The sequence below is a fragment of the Streptomyces cahuitamycinicus genome, assembly GCF_002891435.1.
Taxonomy (GTDB): domain Bacteria; phylum Actinomycetota; class Actinomycetes; order Streptomycetales; family Streptomycetaceae; genus Streptomyces; species Streptomyces cahuitamycinicus.
In genome coordinates this window covers 1-17,933 of the sequence record NZ_POUC01000144.1, presented here as the reverse complement: position 1 = coordinate 17,933, position 17,933 = coordinate 1, and the positions used below count along the sequence as shown (strand labels likewise).

Below are 17,933 nucleotides of genomic sequence, written 5' to 3'. Positions count from 1 at the left end.
CACCCCGCTGAAGGAGGGCGGCGAGGAGTACCTGGACTCGGAGAAGTACCAGCTCAGGCACCGCGACTGGGCCACCGCCGAACGCGAGGGCCGCACCATCACCCCGCTGCTCACCCGGCTCAACACCGTCCGCAGGGAGAACCCGGCCCTCCAGCAGCTGCGTGACATCCACTTCCACCACGCCGACCAGGAAGCGGTGATCGCCTACTCGAAGCGGAAGGGTTCGAACACGGTTCTGGTGGTCGCCAACCTCGACCCCCACCACACCCAGGAGGCCACGGTCTCGTTGGACATGCCGCAACTCGGCCTGGACTGGCACGAGTCGGTGCCGGTGCGCGACGAGCTCACCGGCGAGACCTACCACTGGGGCAGGGCCAACTATGTGCGCCTCGAACCGGGCCGCGGGCCCGCGCACGTCTTCTCGGTCCTGCGACCGTCCACCCCGGAGATCGGAGGGTCACCCACAACATGATCGTCAACGAACCCGTTCAGGACACCTTCGAGGACACTCCCGCCCGGGACCGTGACCCGGAGTGGTTCAAACGCGCCGTCTTCTACGAGGTGCTCGTCCGCTCGTTCCAGGACAGCAACGGCGACGGCGTCGGCGACCTCAAGGGCCTGACCGCGAAGCTCGACTACCTGCAGTGGCTGGGCGTCGACTGTCTGTGGCTGCCGCCGTTCTTCAAGTCCCCGCTGCGCGACGGCGGCTACGACGTCTCCGACTACACGGCCGTGCTGCCGGAGTTCGGCGACCTCGCGGACTTCGTGGAGTTCGTCGACGCCGCCCACCAGCGCGGCATGCGCGTGATCATCGACTTCGTCATGAACCACACCAGCGACCAGCACCCGTGGTTCCAGGAGTCGCGCAAGGATCCCGACGGGCCCTACGGCGACTACTACGTGTGGGCCGACGACGACAAGCAGTACCAGGACGCACGGATCATCTTCGTCGACACCGAGGCCTCCAACTGGACCTACGACCCGGTCCGCAAGCAGTACTACTGGCACCGCTTCTTCTCCCACCAGCCGGACCTCAACTACGAAAACCCGGCCGTGCAGGAGGAGATGATCTCCGCCCTGAAGTTCTGGCTCGACCTGGGCATCGACGGGTTCCGGCTGGACGCGGTGCCGTACCTGTACCAGCAGGAGGGCACCAACTGCGAGAACCTCCCCGAGACGCACGACTTCCTGAAGCGGGTGCGCAAGGAGATCGACGCGCAGTACCCGGACACCGTGGTGCTGGCGGAGGCCAACCAGTGGCCGGAGGATGTCGTCGACTACTTCGGCGACTACGCCGCCGGCGGCGACGAGTGCCACATGGCGTTCCACTTCCCCGTCATGCCGCGCATCTTCATGGCCGTCCGGCGGGAATCCCGCTACCCGGTCTCCGAGATCCTGGCCAAGACCCCGGCCATCCCCTCGGGCTGCCAGTGGGGCATCTTCCTGCGCAACCACGACGAGCTGACGCTAGAGATGGTCACCGACGAAGAGCGCGACTACATGTGGGCCGAGTACGCCAAGGACCCCCGCATGCGCGCCAACATCGGCATCCGCAGGCGGCTCGCTCCCCTCCTGGACAACGACCGCAACCAGATCGAGCTGTTCACGGCCCTGCTGCTGTCGCTGCCCGGCTCGCCGATCCTGTACTACGGCGACGAGATCGGCATGGGCGACAACATCTGGCTCGGCGACCGGGACGCGGTGCGCACGCCGATGCAGTGGACGCCCGACCGCAACGCGGGGTTCTCCTCGTGCGACCCGGGGCGGCTGTTCCTGCCCACGATCATGGACCCGGTCTACGGCTACCAGGTCACGAGCGTCGAGGCGTCCATGGCCTCGCCGTCGTCGCTGCTGCACTGGACCCGGCGCATGATCGAGATCCGCAAGCAGAACCCGGCCTTCGGCCTCGGCTCGTACACCGAGCTCCCGTCGACGAACCCGGCGGTGCTGGCGTTCCTGCGGGAGGCCCCCGTATCCGGGGAAGGAGGGGACGACGACCTGGTGCTGTGCGTGAACAACTTCTCGCGTTTCGCACAGCCCACGGAGCTGGATCTCAGCGCCTTCGAGGGGCGGCACCCGGTGGAGCTGTTCGGCGGGGTCCGCTTCCCCGCCATCGGCGAGCTGCCGTACCTGCTGACCCTCGGGGGGCACGGGTTCTACTGGTTCAGGCTCCGCAAGGAGACCATGTGAGGCCTGCGAAGGCCTGCGAAGGCCTGTTGAGGCCTGATCCGCGGGGCGGGCGGCAAACCCCGGTGGCGGGGCGTTTCCTCCGCCCCGCCCGGGGCACGCATCAGTAACACCCGCCCACCCGCGTGAGCCGGAGGGGCGCCGTCCGGAGCCGGTCGCAGGCGCCGGAGGCGCACCGAGAATGGGTGAAAGGACGCGACGCCATGTCGGAAGCCGTCACACGCACCGTCACCACCCCGCCCGGCCTCCTTGCCTCCCTCGATCCGCTGTTGCGGGAATGGCTGCCGCGGCAGCGCTGGTTCGCGGGCAAGGGCCGGCCGGTCACCGGGTTCACGCTGGTCGAGGCCACCGAGCTGCTCCCGGCCACGTCCAAGCTGGGCCTGTACCACCTGCTCGTCCGCGCCCATCAGCCCCTCGTGCCGTCCCACGGGGTGCCCGGTCACCCCGGCGACTGCTACCAGCTGCTGATAGGCGTGCGCGAGGCGCTGCCGCCTCGGCTGGCGCCCGCGCTGATCGGACATGTGCAGACGGGGCCGCTGGCCGGCCGGACGGTCTATGACGCCCTGCACGACACGAGGCCCGCCGAGCTGCTGCTGGAGGCGCTGCGCACCCGGGCCCGCGTCGGCAGGCTGCGCTTCGACCGGGATCCCGGGCAGGACATCCGCTCCGGGCTGGTGCCGCGCGTCGTGACCGCCGAGCAGTCCAACTCGTCGGTCGTCTACGGAGATACGTTCATCCTGAAGCTGCTGCGCCGGATCGTGCCCGGGGTCAACCCCGATCTGGAGCTGCCGCTCGCGCTGGCCCGCGAGAGCTGCCCCCGGGTACCGGCGCCGACGGCGTGGCTGGTCGCGGACATCCCTCCCACGGCCGACCCGGTCGTCTCGGCGGGCTCGGCGGACCTGGCCGGCCAGCCGTACGTCCTGGGGGTGCTGCAGCCGTTCCTGCAGGGCGCCTCCGACGGCTGGGAGCTGGCGCTGCGCGAGCTGGCCAAGGGCGAGGACTTCGGCGCCGAGGCGCGGGCGCTGGGGCGGGCCACCGCCGAGGTGCACACCGCGCTGGCCCGGGCGCTGCCGACCGTCACGCTCGGTCACATGCAGCTCCAGCTCATGGTCGACGGCATGATCGAGCGCCTGGAAGCGGCCGTCCAGGCGGTGCCCGCGCTGCGGCCGTACGCCGGCGGGCTGCGCTCCGCGTTCACGGCGCTCGGCGATCTGGCCGCCGAGGGCCGCACCTGGACCGCGCAGCGGGTGCACGGCGATCTGCACCTCGGCCAGTGCCTGCGCTCACCGTCCGGCGAGTGGTGGCTGATCGACTTCGAGGGCGAGCCGGCCCGGCCGCTGGCCGAGCGGCGCATGCCGCAGCCGGCGGTGCGGGACGTCGCCGGCATGCTGCGGTCCTTCGACTACGCGGCCCGCTCGGCCGACCCGCCCCAGGCGGACTGGGCCGAGACCTGCCGCGCCGCGTACTGCTCCGGCTACGCGGAGGCCTCCGGCCGCGATCCGCGCACCGACCCGGTGCTGCTGCGCGCTTACGAGACGGACAAGGCCATCTACGAGGTGGTGTATGAGGCCCGGCACCGCCCCGACTGGCTGCCGGTGCCGCTGGCCGCCATAGACCGGCTCGCCTCGACCGGCCACCTGACCTGACCGACCACCCCTCGTCCTGGAGGCTCCGCCCGTGACCCCCCGTCCTGAGTCCAGCGGTTCGCGTCCCAAGGGGACCGCCGGGGAGAAGATCCCCGAGCAGCCCACGGCCGCCCAGCAGAAGAGCGCCGCGAAGAAGACGGCGGTGCCCAAACAGGCGGCGGCGAAGAAGTCGGCCCCCGCGAAGGCGACCGCCAAGAAGGCCGCCGGCGGCAAGACCACCGCGGCCAAGACAGTGGCCAAGAAGGCGGCGACGAAGAAGGCGTCCGCCAAGAAGACGGCGGCCGGACAGCCGGCAGTCGAGCAGCCGACGGCAGAGACGGCGGCGGCGAAGAAGACGGCTGTGAAGAAGACGGCTGTGAAGAAGGCAGCCGCGAAGAAGGCCACGACGGTCAAGGCGACGGCTGCGAAGTCCGCCGCCGTGAAGGGCACGGCCGCCGAAGCCACTGCCACGAAGGCCGCGTCGGCCAAGACCACCGCGGCGAAGTCGGCCGCGAAGAAGGCCACGGCCGCCAAGAGCACCGCCGGGAAGGCCCCCGCCAAGCAGACCACCGCCCCCAAGAGCGTCGCCCCGAAGACCCCGGCCAAGAAGGCCACGACCGCCAGGAGCACCGCCTCGAAGGCCCCCGCCAAGAAGGCCGTCGCGAGGAAGAGTGCGGTCGGGAAGGCCCCGGCCAAGGAAACCGCCCCCGCCGGGAAGGCCGCCTCCGCCCAGGTCGTGGCGCCGGAGATGGAGATCGCCGTCTCGCCCGCCGTCGGCGCGGCCGACCGGGACCGGCTGCTCGGCGGCACGCACCACGCCCCGCACTCCGTGCTCGGCGCGCACCCGGCGCCCGGCGGCATCGCCTTCCGGGCGTTCCGGCCGTACGCCCTGTCGGTGACCGTCGTCGCCGGGGAGCTGCGAGCCGAGTTGCACGACGACGGGGAGGGGTTCTTCTCCGGCCTGCTGCCGCTGCGGGAGGTCCCGGCGTACCGGCTCGTCGTGGAGTACGAGGGGACGGTCCTGGAGACCGAGGACGCGTACCGTTTCCTGCCCACGCTGGGCGACCTCGACCTGCACCTGATCGGCGAGGGCCGGCACGAGGAGCTGTGGACCGCGCTGGGTGCGCACCCGATGACCCACGAGGGCGTGACCGGTACCCGGTTCGCGGTGTGGGCGCCGAACGCGCGCGGTGTGCGCGTGGCCGGCACCTTCAACTTCTGGGACGGCACGGGACACGTCATGCGGTCGCTGGGCTCGTCCGGGGTGTGGGAGCTGTTCCTGCCGGACGTGCGTGAGGGCGAGCTGTACAAGTTCGAGATCACCGGGCCCGACGGTTCGAGGACGCTGCGCGCCGACCCGATGGCCCGCCGCACCGAGGTGCCGCCCGCGACCTCGTCGGTCATCACGTCCTCGGCCTACGAGTGGGACGACGCCGAGTGGCTGGCCCGGCGCGCCGAGGCCCCGGCCCACGAGGCGCCCTTCTCGGTGTACGAGGTGCATCTGGCGTCCTGGCGCCCCGGGCTGACCTACCGTGAACTGGCGGAGCAGCTCCCGGGGTACGTGAAGAACCTGGGATTCACGCACGTCGAGCTGATGCCGGTCGCTGAGCATCCGTTCGGCGGCTCCTGGGGCTACCAGGTCACCGGCTTCTACGCGCCGACGGCCCGGTTGGGCACGCCGGACGACTTCCGGTACCTGGTCGACAGGCTTCACCAGGCGGGCATCGGCGTCCTCATGGACTGGGTGCCCGCGCACTTCCCGCGCGACGCCTGGGCGCTGGCCGAGTTCGACGGCCGCCCGCTGTACGAGCACGAGGATCCGCTGCGGGCCGCCCACCCCGACTGGGGCACGCTGGAGTTCGACTTCGGGCGCAACGAGGTGCGCAACTTCCTCGTCGCGAACGCCGTGTACTGGTGCGAGGAGTTCCACATCGACGGCCTGCGCGTGGACGCCGTCGCCTCGATGCTCTACCTCGACTACTCGCGCGAGCCGGGCCAGTGGACGCCCAACGAGCACGGCGGCCGGGAGAACCTCGACGCGGTGGCGTTCCTGCAGGAGATGAACGCGACGGTGTACCGCAGGGTGCCCGGTGTGGTCACGATCGCCGAGGAGTCCACCGCGTGGGACGGCGTCACCCGGGCCACCCACCACAAGGGCCCGAGCGGCTTCGGCGGGCTGGGGTTCGGGCTGAAGTGGAACATGGGCTGGATGCACGACACGTTGCAGTACATGAGCCATGAGCCGGTGCACCGCAAGTACCACCACGGGGAGATGACCTTCTCGATGGTGTACGCGTACAGCGAGAACTACGTGCTGCCGATCTCCCACGACGAGGTCGTGCACGGCAAGCGCTCCCTGGTGTCGAAGATGCCGGGCGACTGGTGGCAGCAGCGCGCCGGGGTGCGCGCCTACCTCGGCTTCATGTGGGCCCACCCGGGCAAGCAGCTGCTGTTCATGGGGCAGGAGTTCGCGCAGGGCGCCGAGTGGTCCGAGGCGCACGGCCCGGACTGGTGGCTGCTGGACCCGGGTTACGGGGCGGAGCCCGACCACCGGGGCGTGCGTGACCTGGTCCGCGACCTGAACACCGTCTACCGGGCGACTCCGGCGCTGTGGCGCCTGGACACGGACCCGGCCGGTTTCGAGTGGATCGTCGGGGACGCCGCCGAGGACAACGTCCTCGCGTTCCTGCGGCTCGACCCGGAGGGCGTCCCGGTGCTGGCGGTGTCCAACTTCGCGCCGGTCACCCGCCAGGACTACCGCCTGGGCGTCCCCGAGGACGTGCCCGCCTGGCACGAGGCCGTCAACACCGACGCCGCCCGCTACGGCGGCAGCGACGTCACCCATCCCGACCCGGTCAAGCCGGAACCCCAGCCCTGGCACGGCCGTCCGGCGAGCATCCGGCTGACCCTGCCGCCCTTGGCGACGGTGTGGCTGCGGCCGGCGTAGTGGGGCCGGGCCCCCTGTGACGGGGCTGTGACCGGAGGTGTGGCTTCCGTCACGGCTGGTCCGGTCGGCCCTGGTGGGGTGGCCGCATGGGTGTTCTTCGCCATGACGGTCGTACCGCTCGCGACCGGACCGTGGCACGCCCTGCGGGATCCGAAGGCGCTCTTGCGGTAGAAGGGCCCCGCGCCCGGCCGACGGGCGGGCACGGGGCCGCGCTGCTACCCGAAGGCTGTCGCCAGGGCCTTCGGCAGTTCCCCGGTGTGCAGCACACCCAGCCGCTGGGTGGCCCGGGTCAGGGCCACGTACAGATCGCTGGTGCCGTAGCGGCCGGGCTCGACCACGAGGACGGAGTCGAACTCCAGGCCCTTGGCCTGGCGCGGGTCGAGGAGGACCACCGACTGGGTGAGGTCCGGTTCGGCGCCCGCCGTGACGCCGTCCAGCCGGGCCGCGAGGCCGCGGTGGAGGTCGCGCGGGGCGATCACCGCGAGCCGGCCCTCGGCGGGGGTGAGCTCCCCGACCGCCTTGGCCACGGCGCCCGGGAGGTCGTCGGTGGCGCGTGCCCAGGGGCGTACGCCCGTGGAGCGGACCGAGCTGGGCGGTTCGAACCCCGGCTGCTCGGCGCGGACCACGGCCGCCGCGACCTCCATGATCTCGGCCGGGGTGCGGTAGTTGACGCCCAGCCGGGTGTGCTCCCAGCGGTCCTCGACGTAAGGGGAGAGGATGCCCGACCAGGAACCGACCCCGGCCGCCTCCGCGGTCTGCGCCGGGTCGCCGACCAGGGTCATCGAGCGGGTCGGGCTGCGTCGCATCAGCAGCCGCCACGCCATCGGCGACAGCTCCTGCGCCTCGTCGACGATGATGTGCCCGAACGCCCAGGTGCGGTCGGCGGCGGCCCGCTCGGCGGCGCTGCGGTGGTCGTCCTCCTCGTGCCGCTCGGCGAACCGCTCGGCGTCGATGATGTCGTGCGCGGACAGCACCTCGGAGGACTCGGGGTCGCCCTCCTCCTTGTCCTCGAACTCGTAGGTCCGGGACGCGTACGACACGTCCAGCACACCCTGCGCGTAGGCGATCTGCCGCTCCCGTTCGCGTTCGGCGCGCTCGCGGGCGAGCCGGTCGTCGTCGCCGAGGAGTTCGGCGGCCTCGTCGAGCAGCGGCACGTCCGCGACCGTCCAGCGCCGGGTCACCGGGCGGCGTACCGCGTCGGCGTCCTCGGCGGGCAGGAACTCCTCCGGCGCGGCGAGGAAGTCCGCGACGAGCCGCTGCGGGGTCAGCAGCGGCCACAGCTGGTCGATGGCCGACCACACTTCGGGGTTATCGGCGAGGTCGTCGCGGATCTGGGTGATGTCGCTGGGGTCGAGCAGGCTGGACCCGTCGAAGGGGTCGGTGCCGATCCGCTCGGCGTACAGGTCGGTGAGGGCGTTGAGGATGTGGCCCTCGAAGTGCTCGCGGGCGGCGTTATGCGGCAGCTTGGCGGCACGGGTGCGTTCGCGGGCGACGTTGACCAGGCCGTCGTCGAGCATGAGGACCTCGCGGTCGTGCTCGATGGCGATCACCGGGTCGGGCAGCGCCTGCCGGCCGCGCACGACCTCGGCGAGCACGTCGGCCATGCCGGCCCGGCCCTTCACGGTGGCCGCCTCGGGCGGGTCGGTCGCGGTCGCCTTCACACCGGGGAACAGCTCGCCGACGGTCGCGAGGAGCACGCCCGTCTCACCGAGGGAGGGCAGCACCTCTCCGATGTAGCCGAGGAACGCCGGGTTGGGCCCGACGATCAGCACGGCCCGCTTGGCGAGCAGTTCCCGGTGCTCGTAGAGCAGGTAGGCGGCGCGGTGCAGGGCGACGGCCGTCTTGCCGGTGCCCGGGCCGCCCTCCACCACCATGATGCCGCGGTGCGGGGCGCGGATGATGCGGTCCTGGTCGGCCTGGATGGTCTGCACGATGTCGCCCATGCGGCCGGTGCGCGCGGAGTTGAGCGCGGCGAGCAGGACGGCGTCGCCGGTGGGGTCCTCGTGGCCGGTGCGGGTCTGGTCGCCGAGGTCGAGGATCTCGTCGTGCAGGTGGGTGACCTCGCGGCCCTCGGTGGCGATGTGCCGCCGGCGCCTGAGGCCCATCGGGGTGTGGCCGGTGGCCAGGTAGAAGGGGCGGGCGACATCGGCGCGCCAGTCGATCAGGACGGGGGTGCGCTCGGCGTCGTCGGCGCGCAGGCCGATGCGGCCGATGCGGTGGGTGACGCCCGAGGTGAGGTCGATCCGGCCGAAGCACAGGGAGCCGTCCACCGCGTTCAGCGCGGCGAGCAGCCCGGAGCGCTCGGCCACGAGGATGTCCCGCTCCAGTCTGGCCTGCATGGGGGTGTTGCCCTGGGCGAGCGCGTCCGTGACGGAGGTCTCGGCGTCGCCGCGCAGCGCGTCCACGCGCGCGTACAACTCGTCGATGAATTCCTGTTCCTGTCGCAATTCATCGTCCGGAAATTCGGTGTTTGACAATTCCACTCCCGCCCGGATATACTGTGCTCACTGAACTTCACTGTGACTTCAATCGACTTGAAGTCACGAACAAACAAATATACGCAAGGAAATCCCCCGAGCGCAATTGCTCGGGGGATTTCCTGTTGTCAGGGTCTGTCAGGGCAGGTGTGTCCGGGCGGGTCGCCTAGATCACGTCGGCGAGCTCCTCCAGCAGCTTCCGCTTGGCCCGTGCGCCGACCATCGCCTTCACCGGCTCGCCGCCGCGGAACACCATGAACGTCGGCATGGACAGCACCTTGTAGGCGTTGGTCGTCGCCGGGTTGGAGTCGACGTCGAGCTGCACCACCTTCAGCCGGTCGCCCTCCTCGACGGCGAGGGTTTTGAGCACCGGGCCCATCTGCCGGCAGGGCGGGCACCAGTCGGCGGTGAACTCCACCAGCACCGGTAGCTCCGCGCCGATCACCTCCACCTCGAAATCAGCGTCAGTCACATCGGTCACCACCCCGGTCGCTCCTGTCACACCAGTCACTTCCGTCACCACGAGTCGCCTCCCAGCTCGCATGCGGGCTCCGGACCGCCCGGAACCTCCGCCTCGGCGGCCAGCTCGGCCCGCGCCAGTTCGGCTCGCTCCAACTGCCGCGCCACGGTGTCCCGCACGCCCGTCAACTGACCGATCAGTGCGTCGAGTTCACCCAGCTTGCGCCGGTAGACCGCGAGCGACGCCGGGCACGAGTCGCCCTCGGGGTGCCCGGCCCGCAGACACTCCACGAACGGCCGCGTCTCCTCCAGGCCGAACCCGAAGTCCTGGAGTGTCCGGATCTGCCGGAGCAGCCGCAGGTCGCTCTCGTCGTAGGTGCGGTACCCGTTCCCGGTGCGCCGGGCCGGCAGCAGCCCCCGTGACTCGTAGTACCGCAGCGTCCGCGTCGTGGTCCCGGCCCGTGCGGCCAGCTCGCCGATTCGCATGCGGTCGAACGTAATCCTTGACCCCGGCGTCAAGGCAACAGCGCTTTCCGCTCCACCGGGGAGGTCAGCACGATGGACGTGGTGGTGCGGCCCAGCGCGGAGACCGCCTCCAGGACGTCCTCCAGATGGACGGTGTCCCGGACGGCGACCTTGAGGATCCAGCAGTCCTCCCCGACCACGTGGTGCACCTCGGTGATCTCGGGACGCTCGATCAGCTCCAGCGTCCTGGGGTGCTTGAGGGTGTAGCCGCCGTGCGGATCGACCCGGATGAACGCCTGGATGCCGTAGCCGAGCCGGGCCGGCACGACGTGGGCGCCGTAGCCGCTGATCACGCCCGCCGACTCCAGCCGCCGCACCCGCTCGGTGACGGCCGCGGGGCTGAGCCGGACCCGGCGGCCCAGCTCGCTGAGCTTGATCCGGCCGTCCGTCTGGAGCAGCTGGAGGATCTGCCGGTCCAGCGCGTCGAAGACCACCGATGTTTCGTCGGCGGCGGTCCGCAGATGCCGTGGTTCTTTCGGTGCGGCGGCCTGAACTCCCATGGTTCCCCCTTCAGAGCGTGGATGTACGCCGGGAGAATTATGGCCATGGAAAAGGCCCTGGAAATACTGGTCATCGGCGGCAACCGTTACGTCGGAAAGCGTCTCGTCGCGCGGCTCCTCGCCGACGGCCACCAAGTCACCGTGCTGAACCGCGGGTCCGCCCCGCCACCCGCCGGGGTGGAGCACCTGCTCGCCGACCGGGACGACGAAAGGTCGCTGACCGGCGCGCTCGGCTCGCGGGTCTTCGACGTCGTCGTCGACCAGGTCTGCTACACCCCGCGCCAGGCCGCGATCGCCCGCCGCGTCTTCACCGGACGCACCCGCCGCTATGTGATGACCTCCACGGTCGAGGTGTACGAGTACGAGGACTCCACCGACCCGGTGCGTGAGGAGGCCGTCGACCCGTCCACGGCCGCCGTCGACCCCGGGCTGCCCTGGGACGACCCCGCGTTCCTGGAGACCCACTACGGGGAGGGCAAGCGGCAGGCCGAGGCGGTCCTCGCGGCCGGACAGGGGTTTGAGACCGCGATGGTGCGGGTGGCCCATGTGCTGGGCGGGGACGACGACTTCACGGGCAGGCTGGCCCACTACGCCGAGCGGATGGGCACCGGCGAGCCGATAGCCGTACCGGCGGTGAACCGGCCGGCCACGTACGTGTACGTGGAGGAGATCGCCCGCTTCCTGGCCTGGGCGGCGGGCGAGGACTTCACCGGGCCGGTGAACGCCGCCTCCTCCGGGACGCTGAGCACCGAGGAGCTGTGCACGGCGGTGGCCGCTCATGTCCCGGGCGGCCGGGCCGAGTTCCGGCCCGTGGAGGTCGGGGAGGTCTCGCCGTTCTCGTTCCGCCGCTCCTACGGCATGGACAACGCCCGGGCCGCCCGGCTGGGCTTCACCTTCGGCGAGGCCCGGCAGTGGCTGCCGCGTGCCGTCGCCGAGACCCTCGGGAAGGGCGACTGACGTGCGCCGCAGGACTCTCGGCGGTCTTCGGGTGAGTGCGGTCGGGCTGGGCGTGATGCCGCTGTCCATCGAGGGCCGGCCGGACGAGGAGCGTGCCCTGGCCACCGTGCACGCCGCGCTCGACGCGGGTGTGACCCTCCTGGACACGGCCGACTCGTACCACCTGCCGGGCGAGGAGCCCGGGCACAACGAGCACCTGGTTGCCCGCGCGCTGGCCGCCTACGGCGGTGACACGTCCTCCGTCCTGGTGGCGACGAAGGGTGGCCGCGGCCGTCCGGCGGGCGGCGACTGGACGGTGAACGGCCGTCCCCGGCACCTCAAGGCCGCCGCCGAGGCGTCGCGCAAGCGGCTGGGAGTGGAGGCGATCGGCCTCTACCAGCTGCACAAGCCCGACCCGGCCGTGCCCTTCGAGGAGTCCGTCGGCGCGCTGCGCGAGCTGCTCGACGCGGGCACGATCCGGCTGGCCGGGGTGTCCAACGCGGACGCGGACCAGATCCGGCGGGCGCACGAGATCCTCGGCGACCGGCTGGTGTCGGTGCAGAACCGGTATTCCCCGGCCGTCCGGGACAGTGAGCCGGAGCTGCGGCTGTGCGAGGAACTCGGGCTGGCGTTCCTGCCGTGGAGCCCACTGGGCGGGCTGGCCCGCAGCTCCCTGGACGGGCCGTCGCGCACGGAAGGGGACCGGCGTTTCGCGGCCTTCCACGCGGTGGCGGCGGAGCGCGGTGTCAGTCCCCAACGGGTCGGACTGGCCTGGCTGATGGCCCGGTCCCCGGCGGTCGTCCCGATCCCGGGAGCGAGCCGGCCTCGGACGATCAGGGACTCGGCGGCCGCGGCGGACCTGCTGCTCACCGCCGAGGAGACGGCCCGGCTGGACGAGGCGGCCGGGCCGGTTCCCGCGTAGGAGGGGATTCCGCACCGCCCGGGCGGCCTGCCCCCACGCGGGCGGGGCCGCTCGTCCGGACCGAAGAGGGGCCACACGCTTTCGGGGATGGGCACGCCTTCCGGGCGGGCCATGCCGACTCAGGGGCACTCCCCGAAACCGGGCGCATACGTGCGCTGCCGCCCCGACTCACAGCCACCGACCGCTACCGGCTGCTGATCGCGCTCGCCCAGCGCCCGGTCACCATGCAGGGCATCCGGGAGCGGCTCGCCCCCGTCAGGGAGGCCGCCACCGAGGTGCTCCGGCACGCCCTCGACCAGGGCGTCTCCAGCTCACCCTGCCCGCGTCGGCGCCGGCGTACGTACAGGGGCAGATGCTGGTCGCGCTGATGGAGGCGGTGAACGACGAGCTCGTGGCAGCACGAGAGGCGGGCCGCTGCGCCGCGGTCACCATCCTGACCGCGGCGGGCGTGCCCGCCTCCGATGCCACCGAGCTGGTGGCGAAGCTGAACGATTGATCTTCTGGGGAGCGATCGGTCTTCCGGAGGAGCGATTGGTCTCCTCGGAGGAGCGATTGGTCTCCTCGGAGGAGCCGGCGGTGGACCGGGCGGCTGAGCGACGGGGGGACACCCAGCCGCCCGGAGTCTCGCTGGGGCGGCGCCGGCCGTCAGGCCTTCGCCAGCTCCTTCTCGCCGCCCTGCTCGGGCACCTCGACGTGGTCCTCGGCCGGACCGCCGTGGCCGTCGTCCAGCAGCGTCTTCTCGTCGAAGGGCAGCTGACCGGCGAGGACCTGGTTGACCCGCTCCTTGTCGATCTCCTTCGTCCAGGTGCCGATCAGCACGGTGGCCACGGCGTTGCCGGCGAAGTTGGTCAGGGCGCGGGCCTCGCTCATGAAGCGGTCGATGCCGACGATGAGGCCGATGCCGTCCACCATGGCCGGCTTGTGCGACTGCAGACCACCGGCAAGGGTCGCGAGGCCGGCGCCGGTGACACCGGCGGCTCCCTTGGAGGCGATCAGCAGGAAGAGCAGCAGCGGGATCTGCTCGCCGATCGACATCGGCGTGCCCATGGCGTCGGCGATGAACAGGGACGCCATGGTCATGTAGATCATGGTGCCGTCGAGGTTGAAGGAGTAGCCGGTCGGGACGGTGATGCCGACCACCGGCTTGCTGACGCCCAGGTGCTCCATCTTCGCGATGAGCCGCGGCAGCGCGGACTCGGAGGAGGAGGTGGAAAGGATCAGCAGGAACTCGCGGCCCAGGTACTTGAACAGGGTGAGGATGTTCAGGCCGGTGAAGACGCGCAGCAGGATGCCGAGCACGATGAAGACGAAGAGGAAGCAGGTGACGTAGAAGCCGAGCATGAGAACGGCGAGGCTCTTGAGCGCGTCAAGACCCGCGGAGCCGGTGACGGCCGCGATCGCGCCGAACGCGCCGATGGGGGCGGCCCACATCACCATGGCGAGGATGCGGAAGACGAGCCGCTGGATGTGCTCGATACCGCGCAGGATCGGCTGGCCTGCCGAGCCCATGCCCTGCAGGGCGAAGCCGGCGAGCAGGGCGATCAGCAGGGTCTGCAGGACCGACTCGTTGGTGAAGGCGGAGACGATCGTGGTCGGGATGATGCCGAGCAGGAACTCCGTGGTGTCCTTGGCCTCGGCGTCGACCTGTGCGTGACCGGCGTCCTTGATCGCGTCGGTCACCGCGAGGCCGGTGCCCGGCTCCAGGATGTTGCCGACGACCAGGCCTATGCCCAGTGCCACGAACGACATCACCAGGAAGTAGCCCATGGCGATACCGCCCACGGCCCCGACCTTCGCGGCCTTCCGTACCGAGCCGATGCCCAGCACGATCGTGCAGAAGATGATCGGCGAGATCATCATCTTGATCAGGTTCACGAACCCGGTGCCGATCGGCTTCAGCCCGACAGCGAAGTCCGGTGCGGCCAGACCCACCGCGATACCGGCGGCGACGGCGATGATCACCGCGATGTAGAGATAGTGCGTGCGGTCCCGCTTGGCCTTGGGTGCGGCAGGTGCCGTATCGGCTGCGCTGGTCACGGCGGCCCTCCTTGACGACGTCGTCGGCATCACCGGCGTGCGGCTCACGTCCGGGGGAAAAGGGAGCGGGGAGCTCCCGGAGATGCGTTATGGGGAATGCCGTGACTATGTCCTGCTGTGTGAGCGCGGTCACCCTTCCGTTCATATAGTTCACAATCAGCCACGAGGCAGACTGACGGCATGCGCTTCTCCGTCCCGGGTCCCCGCAGTCTGGCGGGCCAGCTGTTCGCCATGCAGGCCGTCCTGATAGCGGTCGTCGTGGCCGGATACGCGCTGTTCTCCTACGTCAGCGACCGCAGCCAGGCCGAGGAGGCCGCGACGCGCCAGGCCAGGGCGGTGGCGCGATCCGTCGCGGACTCCCCGTCCGTGCTGGCGGCGAGCCGCGCCGCCGACCCGTCGGCCGAGCTCCAGCCGTACGCACTGAAGGTGATGCGGGACACCGAGGTCGACTTCATCACGATCATGGATCCGCGGGGCATCCGCTGGACGCACCCCGACCCCGACCAGATCGGACAGACCTTCCAGGGCCACACGGAGAAGGCGCTGCGCGGCGAGACGTTCACCGAGACCTACACCGGCACGCTCGGCCCGTCGGTCCGCGCGGTCACCCCGATCCAGGACGGCCCGCGGGTGGTCGGCATGGTCAGCGCCGGCATACGGGTCGAGGAGATCACCCAGCGGGTGCAGGACCAGCTGACGGCCCTGCTCGGCGTCGCGGCCGGCGCGCTGGTGCTGGGCGCGGTCGGCACGTACGTCATCAACGCCAGGCTGCGCCGCCACACCCACGGCATGAACGCGGCCGAGCTGAGCCGGATGCACGACTACCACCAGGCCGCCCTGCACGCCGTGCGCGAGGGGCTGCTGATGCTGGACGGGCAGTACCGTGTGGCGCTGATCAACGACGGAGGGCGCGAATTGCTCGGCGTGGCCGGGGACGTGGTGGGCAGGTCGGTGGCGGAGCTCGGGCTGCCTGCCCCGCTGACGGGCGCCCTGCTGGCGTCGGAGCCGCGGGTGGACGAGGTGCATCTGACGGCGTCCCGGGTCCTGGTCATCAACACCTCGCAGGTGTCGGGCGGTGAGCGGCGCGGTACGGTCGCCACCCTGCGCGATGTCACGGAACTCCAGTCGCTGATGGGCGAGTTGGACTCCGAGCGGGGCTTCACACTGGCGCTGCGCTCACAGGCGCACGAGGCGGCGAACCGGCTGCACACGGTCGTCTCGCTGATCGAGCTGGGCCGGGCGGAGGAAGCGGTGGAGTTCGCGACGGCCGAGCTGGAGCTGGCCCAGGCCCTGACGGACCAGGTCGTGGCGGCGGTGAGCGAACCGGTACTGGCGGCGCTGCTGCTGGGCAAGACGGCCCAGGCGAACGAGCGGGGCGTGGAGCTGATGGTCTCCGAGGACAGCAGCCTGGACGACGGCCTGCTGCCCGAGACCCTGCCGGCGCGGGACCTGGTGACCATCCTCGGCAACCTGATCGACAACGCCGTGGACGCGGCGCAGGGCAGCGTGCGGGCACGGGTGACGGTGGCGGCGTACACCAGGATCTCCGACGACCTCCCGGAGCTGGTGCTGCGGGTCTCGGACACGGGCCCGGGGGTGAATCCCGAGCACGCCGAGGCGGTCTTCCAGCGCGGCTTCTCGACGAAACCGGCGGGCCCGGGCGGCCGGGGCCTCGGGCTGGCGCTGGTACGGCAGACGAGCCAGCGGCACGGGGGCTCCCTGACCGTGGCGGAGGCCGACGGGGGCGGGGCCGAGTTCGAGGTACGGCTGCCACTGCGGGAGCCCGGGACGGCGGCCGGGGGCGTGCCCTCCCCGGTCGCGGCGGCCAGAGGCGCTGGAGGCGACGCATGACGAGCAGCGAGAAGGACATCCGCGTCCTGGTGGTGGAGGACGACCCGGTCGCCGCCGACGCCCACGTCCTGTACGTCGGCCGGGTGCCCGGCTTCGTGGCCGTGGGCAAGGCGCACACGGGCGCGGAGGCCCGCCGGGCCCTGGACCGCACACCGGTGGACCTGCTGCTGCTCGATCTGCATCTGCCGGACGTGCACGGGCTGCAGCTGGCCCGGTCCCTGCGGGCGGCCGGTCACCACGCGGACGTGATAGCGGTGACGTCGGCCCGCGATCTGGCCGTGGTCCGCGAGGGCGTCTCGCTCGGGGTCGTCCAGTACGTCCTGAAGCCCTTCACCTTCGCGACCCTGCGCGACCGTCTCGTGCGCTATGCCGAGTTCCACGCTTCGGTCGGCGAGGCGAGCGGCCAGGACGAGGTGGACCGGGCGCTCGCGGCCCTGCGCGCACCGGGTCCGGCCGCGCTGCCCAAGGGTCTGAGCGCACCGACACTGGAGCGGGTGACGGTGGCCCTGCGCGACAGCCGGGAAGGCCTCACGGCCGCCGGAGTCGCGGAGAGCGTGGGCATCTCACGCATCACGGCCCGCCGTTACCTGGAGCACCTGGTCGACGCGGGCCGCGCGGCGCGCCGCCCGCAGTACGGCACGGTGGGACGGCCGGAGTTGCAGTACCGCTGGGTCACCGCCCCCTGAGGGGGCTTCGCTCCGGGCGGGGCGGTCAAGGGCCGAACGGTGGTCCCCACGAGGGCCGAACGGTGGTCCCACGAAGGCCGGGCCGTGGTCCCCACGAGGGCCGGGCCGTGGTTCAGTCCGGCGTTCCCTCCGGCAGCACTCCCGCCCGGAACGGCTCGACCCCCTCCTGCCTCCGCACCCGCGTCGGCTCGATCAGCAGCATCACCCGGCGCTCCCCCGGCAGCAGCCACGGGTAGCGGTCCTCGCCGAGATACTTCCGCGCCAGCCGGTCCATCGACCGCTCCGCGGCCTCCCCTTCCACGAACCGCACGACCTTCCCGCGGATCTCGGCGCGGTCGTAGGGGTTCGCGGGGTCGTGGTGCGACAGCGAAACGTACGGATTGCGCCGCAGATTCTCCTCCTTCACCCGCCCCATCGAGGTGTTGACCATGACGTACTCCCCTTCGATGTCCGCCCACATGGGCGACACCTGAGGCGCCCCGTCCGCCCCCACCGTCGCGAGATGCCAGAAGTTCGGCGCGAGAAGACGCTCGCGCATATGCTCGTTGAGCTTGCCGTTCACCTGGGTCACTGCCTTTCCGGGCCCGCGATCACCGGACCCGGCGCCATCCTCGCCCCCCTTCCGCGCCGACCGGAAGACGATCTTCAGCCCCGGTCGAACCCGCCGGTAGCCGTAGCTTCCTACAATCCGTGATCCTGGCCGAACAGACCGTAGTCAGCCCACCGCCACCGCCCTAGCTTGTGGGCCGTGCGCCGACCTTCAGCCCGACCGAGCCAGCCC

The 17,933-nt window shown here is 71.3% G+C and carries 14 protein-coding genes and 1 pseudogene; 9 read left to right on the top strand and 6 right to left on the bottom strand.

The window, feature by feature from the left end:
• The 4 genes and pseudogenes from C1J00_RS20345 to glgB all read left to right on the top strand — a co-directional run.
• A pseudogene (locus C1J00_RS20345) lies at nucleotides 1-472 on the top strand (alpha-1,4-glucan--maltose-1-phosphate maltosyltransferase); the annotation flags it as partial.
• The gene (gene treS / locus C1J00_RS20340) at nucleotides 469-2,190 is read left to right on the top strand and encodes a maltose alpha-D-glucosyltransferase (protein WP_102910492.1); all 1,722 of its coding nucleotides are present in this window, start codon (nucleotides 469-471) and stop codon (nucleotides 2,188-2,190) included. The pseudogene C1J00_RS20345 and the gene treS, both read left to right, overlap by 4 nt.
• Nucleotides 2,191-2,390: 200 nt before the next feature.
• The gene (locus C1J00_RS20335; protein WP_102910491.1) at nucleotides 2,391-3,833 is read left to right on the top strand and encodes a maltokinase N-terminal cap-like domain-containing protein; all 1,443 of its coding nucleotides are present in this window, start codon (nucleotides 2,391-2,393) and stop codon (nucleotides 3,831-3,833) included.
• A gap of 31 nt (nucleotides 3,834-3,864) precedes the next feature.
• Nucleotides 3,865-6,759, top strand: coding sequence for a 1,4-alpha-glucan branching enzyme (gene glgB / locus C1J00_RS20330; protein WP_102910490.1), 2,895 nt, complete (start codon nucleotides 3,865-3,867; stop codon nucleotides 6,757-6,759).
• 215 nt (nucleotides 6,760-6,974) lie between these two features.
• On the opposite strand, the gene C1J00_RS20325 is transcribed toward glgB, so the two are convergent.
• The 4 genes from C1J00_RS20325 to C1J00_RS20310 all read right to left on the bottom strand — a co-directional run bounded on the left by C1J00_RS20325 (nucleotide 6,975) and on the right by C1J00_RS20310 (nucleotide 10,720).
• Nucleotides 6,975-9,206, bottom strand: coding sequence for a HelD family protein (locus C1J00_RS20325; RefSeq protein WP_245936420.1), 2,232 nt, complete (start codon nucleotides 9,204-9,206; stop codon nucleotides 6,975-6,977).
• A gap of 196 nt (nucleotides 9,207-9,402) precedes the next feature.
• On the bottom strand, nucleotides 9,403-9,717 hold the full coding sequence (locus C1J00_RS20320) for a thioredoxin family protein (protein ID WP_102910495.1): 315 nt from the start codon (nucleotides 9,715-9,717) through the stop codon (nucleotides 9,403-9,405).
• 35 nt (nucleotides 9,718-9,752) lie between these two features.
• Complete coding sequence (locus C1J00_RS20315; protein ID WP_102910488.1) at nucleotides 9,753-10,181, bottom strand: MerR family transcriptional regulator; 429 nt, start codon at nucleotides 10,179-10,181, stop codon at nucleotides 9,753-9,755.
• Nucleotides 10,182-10,210: 29 nt separating this feature from the next.
• Entirely contained in the window at nucleotides 10,211-10,720 is a 510-nt protein-coding gene (locus tag C1J00_RS20310; protein WP_245936419.1) for an Lrp/AsnC family transcriptional regulator, read from the bottom strand.
• 45 nt (nucleotides 10,721-10,765) lie between these two features.
• Between C1J00_RS20310 and C1J00_RS20305 the strand changes: the two genes are divergently transcribed.
• The 3 genes from C1J00_RS20305 to C1J00_RS48305 all read left to right on the top strand — a co-directional run bounded on the left by C1J00_RS20305 (nucleotide 10,766) and on the right by C1J00_RS48305 (nucleotide 13,074).
• Nucleotides 10,766-11,677: an NAD-dependent epimerase/dehydratase family protein gene (locus C1J00_RS20305; protein WP_102910494.1), complete on the top strand. Its 912-nt coding sequence runs from the start codon at nucleotides 10,766-10,768 to the stop codon at nucleotides 11,675-11,677.
• A 1-nt stretch (nucleotide 11,678) separates the two neighbouring features.
• Nucleotides 11,679-12,578 carry an aldo/keto reductase gene (locus C1J00_RS20300; protein WP_102910486.1) on the top strand — a complete coding sequence of 300 codons (900 nt, stop codon included), beginning with the start codon at nucleotides 11,679-11,681 and terminating at the stop codon, nucleotides 12,576-12,578.
• A 352-nt stretch (nucleotides 12,579-12,930) separates the two neighbouring features.
• Entirely contained in the window at nucleotides 12,931-13,074 is a 144-nt protein-coding gene (locus tag C1J00_RS48305) for a hypothetical protein (RefSeq protein ID WP_439333421.1), read from the top strand.
• A 149-nt stretch (nucleotides 13,075-13,223) separates the two neighbouring features.
• On the opposite strand, the gene C1J00_RS20290 is transcribed toward C1J00_RS48305, so the two are convergent.
• Nucleotides 13,224-14,615: a cation:dicarboxylate symporter family transporter gene (locus C1J00_RS20290; RefSeq protein WP_102910485.1), complete on the bottom strand. Its 1,392-nt coding sequence runs from the start codon at nucleotides 14,613-14,615 to the stop codon at nucleotides 13,224-13,226.
• Nucleotides 14,616-14,795: 180 nt separating this feature from the next.
• Here C1J00_RS20290 and C1J00_RS20285 point away from each other — a divergent pair, with 180 nt between their 5' ends.
• Nucleotides 14,796-16,466, top strand: a complete 1,671-nt coding sequence (locus C1J00_RS20285; protein ID WP_102910484.1) for a sensor histidine kinase — start codon at nucleotides 14,796-14,798, stop codon at nucleotides 16,464-16,466.
• Entirely contained in the window at nucleotides 16,463-17,152 is a 690-nt protein-coding gene (locus tag C1J00_RS20280; protein WP_102910483.1) for a response regulator, read from the top strand. Before C1J00_RS20285 ends, C1J00_RS20280 begins: the two co-directional genes overlap by 4 nt.
• A gap of 112 nt (nucleotides 17,153-17,264) precedes the next feature.
• Here the strand turns inward: C1J00_RS20280 and C1J00_RS20275 are convergent, their stop codons facing one another.
• The gene (locus C1J00_RS20275) at nucleotides 17,265-17,690 is read right to left on the bottom strand and encodes a PPOX class F420-dependent oxidoreductase (RefSeq protein ID WP_102910493.1); all 426 of its coding nucleotides are present in this window, start codon (nucleotides 17,688-17,690) and stop codon (nucleotides 17,265-17,267) included.
• Nucleotides 17,691-17,933: the final 243 nt, after the last annotated feature.

Bases quoted from the DNA above. Each gene is read 5' to 3' on its own strand.
- C1J00_RS48305 (WP_439333421.1), top strand. From the start codon at position 12,931: ATGCTGGTCGCGCTGATGGAGGCGGTGAACGACGAGCTCGTGGCAGCA.
- C1J00_RS20285 (WP_102910484.1), top strand. From the start codon at position 14,796: ATGCGCTTCTCCGTCCCGGGTCCCCGCAGTCTGGCGGGCCAGCTGTTC.
- C1J00_RS20335 (WP_102910491.1), top strand. From the start codon at position 2,391: ATGTCGGAAGCCGTCACACGCACCGTCACCACCCCGCCCGGCCTCCTT.
- C1J00_RS20305 (WP_102910494.1), top strand. From the start codon at position 10,766: ATGGAAAAGGCCCTGGAAATACTGGTCATCGGCGGCAACCGTTACGTC.
- C1J00_RS20275 (WP_102910493.1), bottom strand. From the start codon at position 17,690: ATGCGCGAGCGTCTTCTCGCGCCGAACTTCTGGCATCTCGCGACGGTG.
- treS (WP_102910492.1), top strand. From the start codon at position 469: ATGATCGTCAACGAACCCGTTCAGGACACCTTCGAGGACACTCCCGCC.
- C1J00_RS20310 (WP_245936419.1), bottom strand. From the start codon at position 10,720: ATGGGAGTTCAGGCCGCCGCACCGAAAGAACCACGGCATCTGCGGACC.
- C1J00_RS20315 (WP_102910488.1), bottom strand. From the start codon at position 10,181: ATGCGAATCGGCGAGCTGGCCGCACGGGCCGGGACCACGACGCGGACG.
- C1J00_RS20280 (WP_102910483.1), top strand. From the start codon at position 16,463: ATGACGAGCAGCGAGAAGGACATCCGCGTCCTGGTGGTGGAGGACGAC.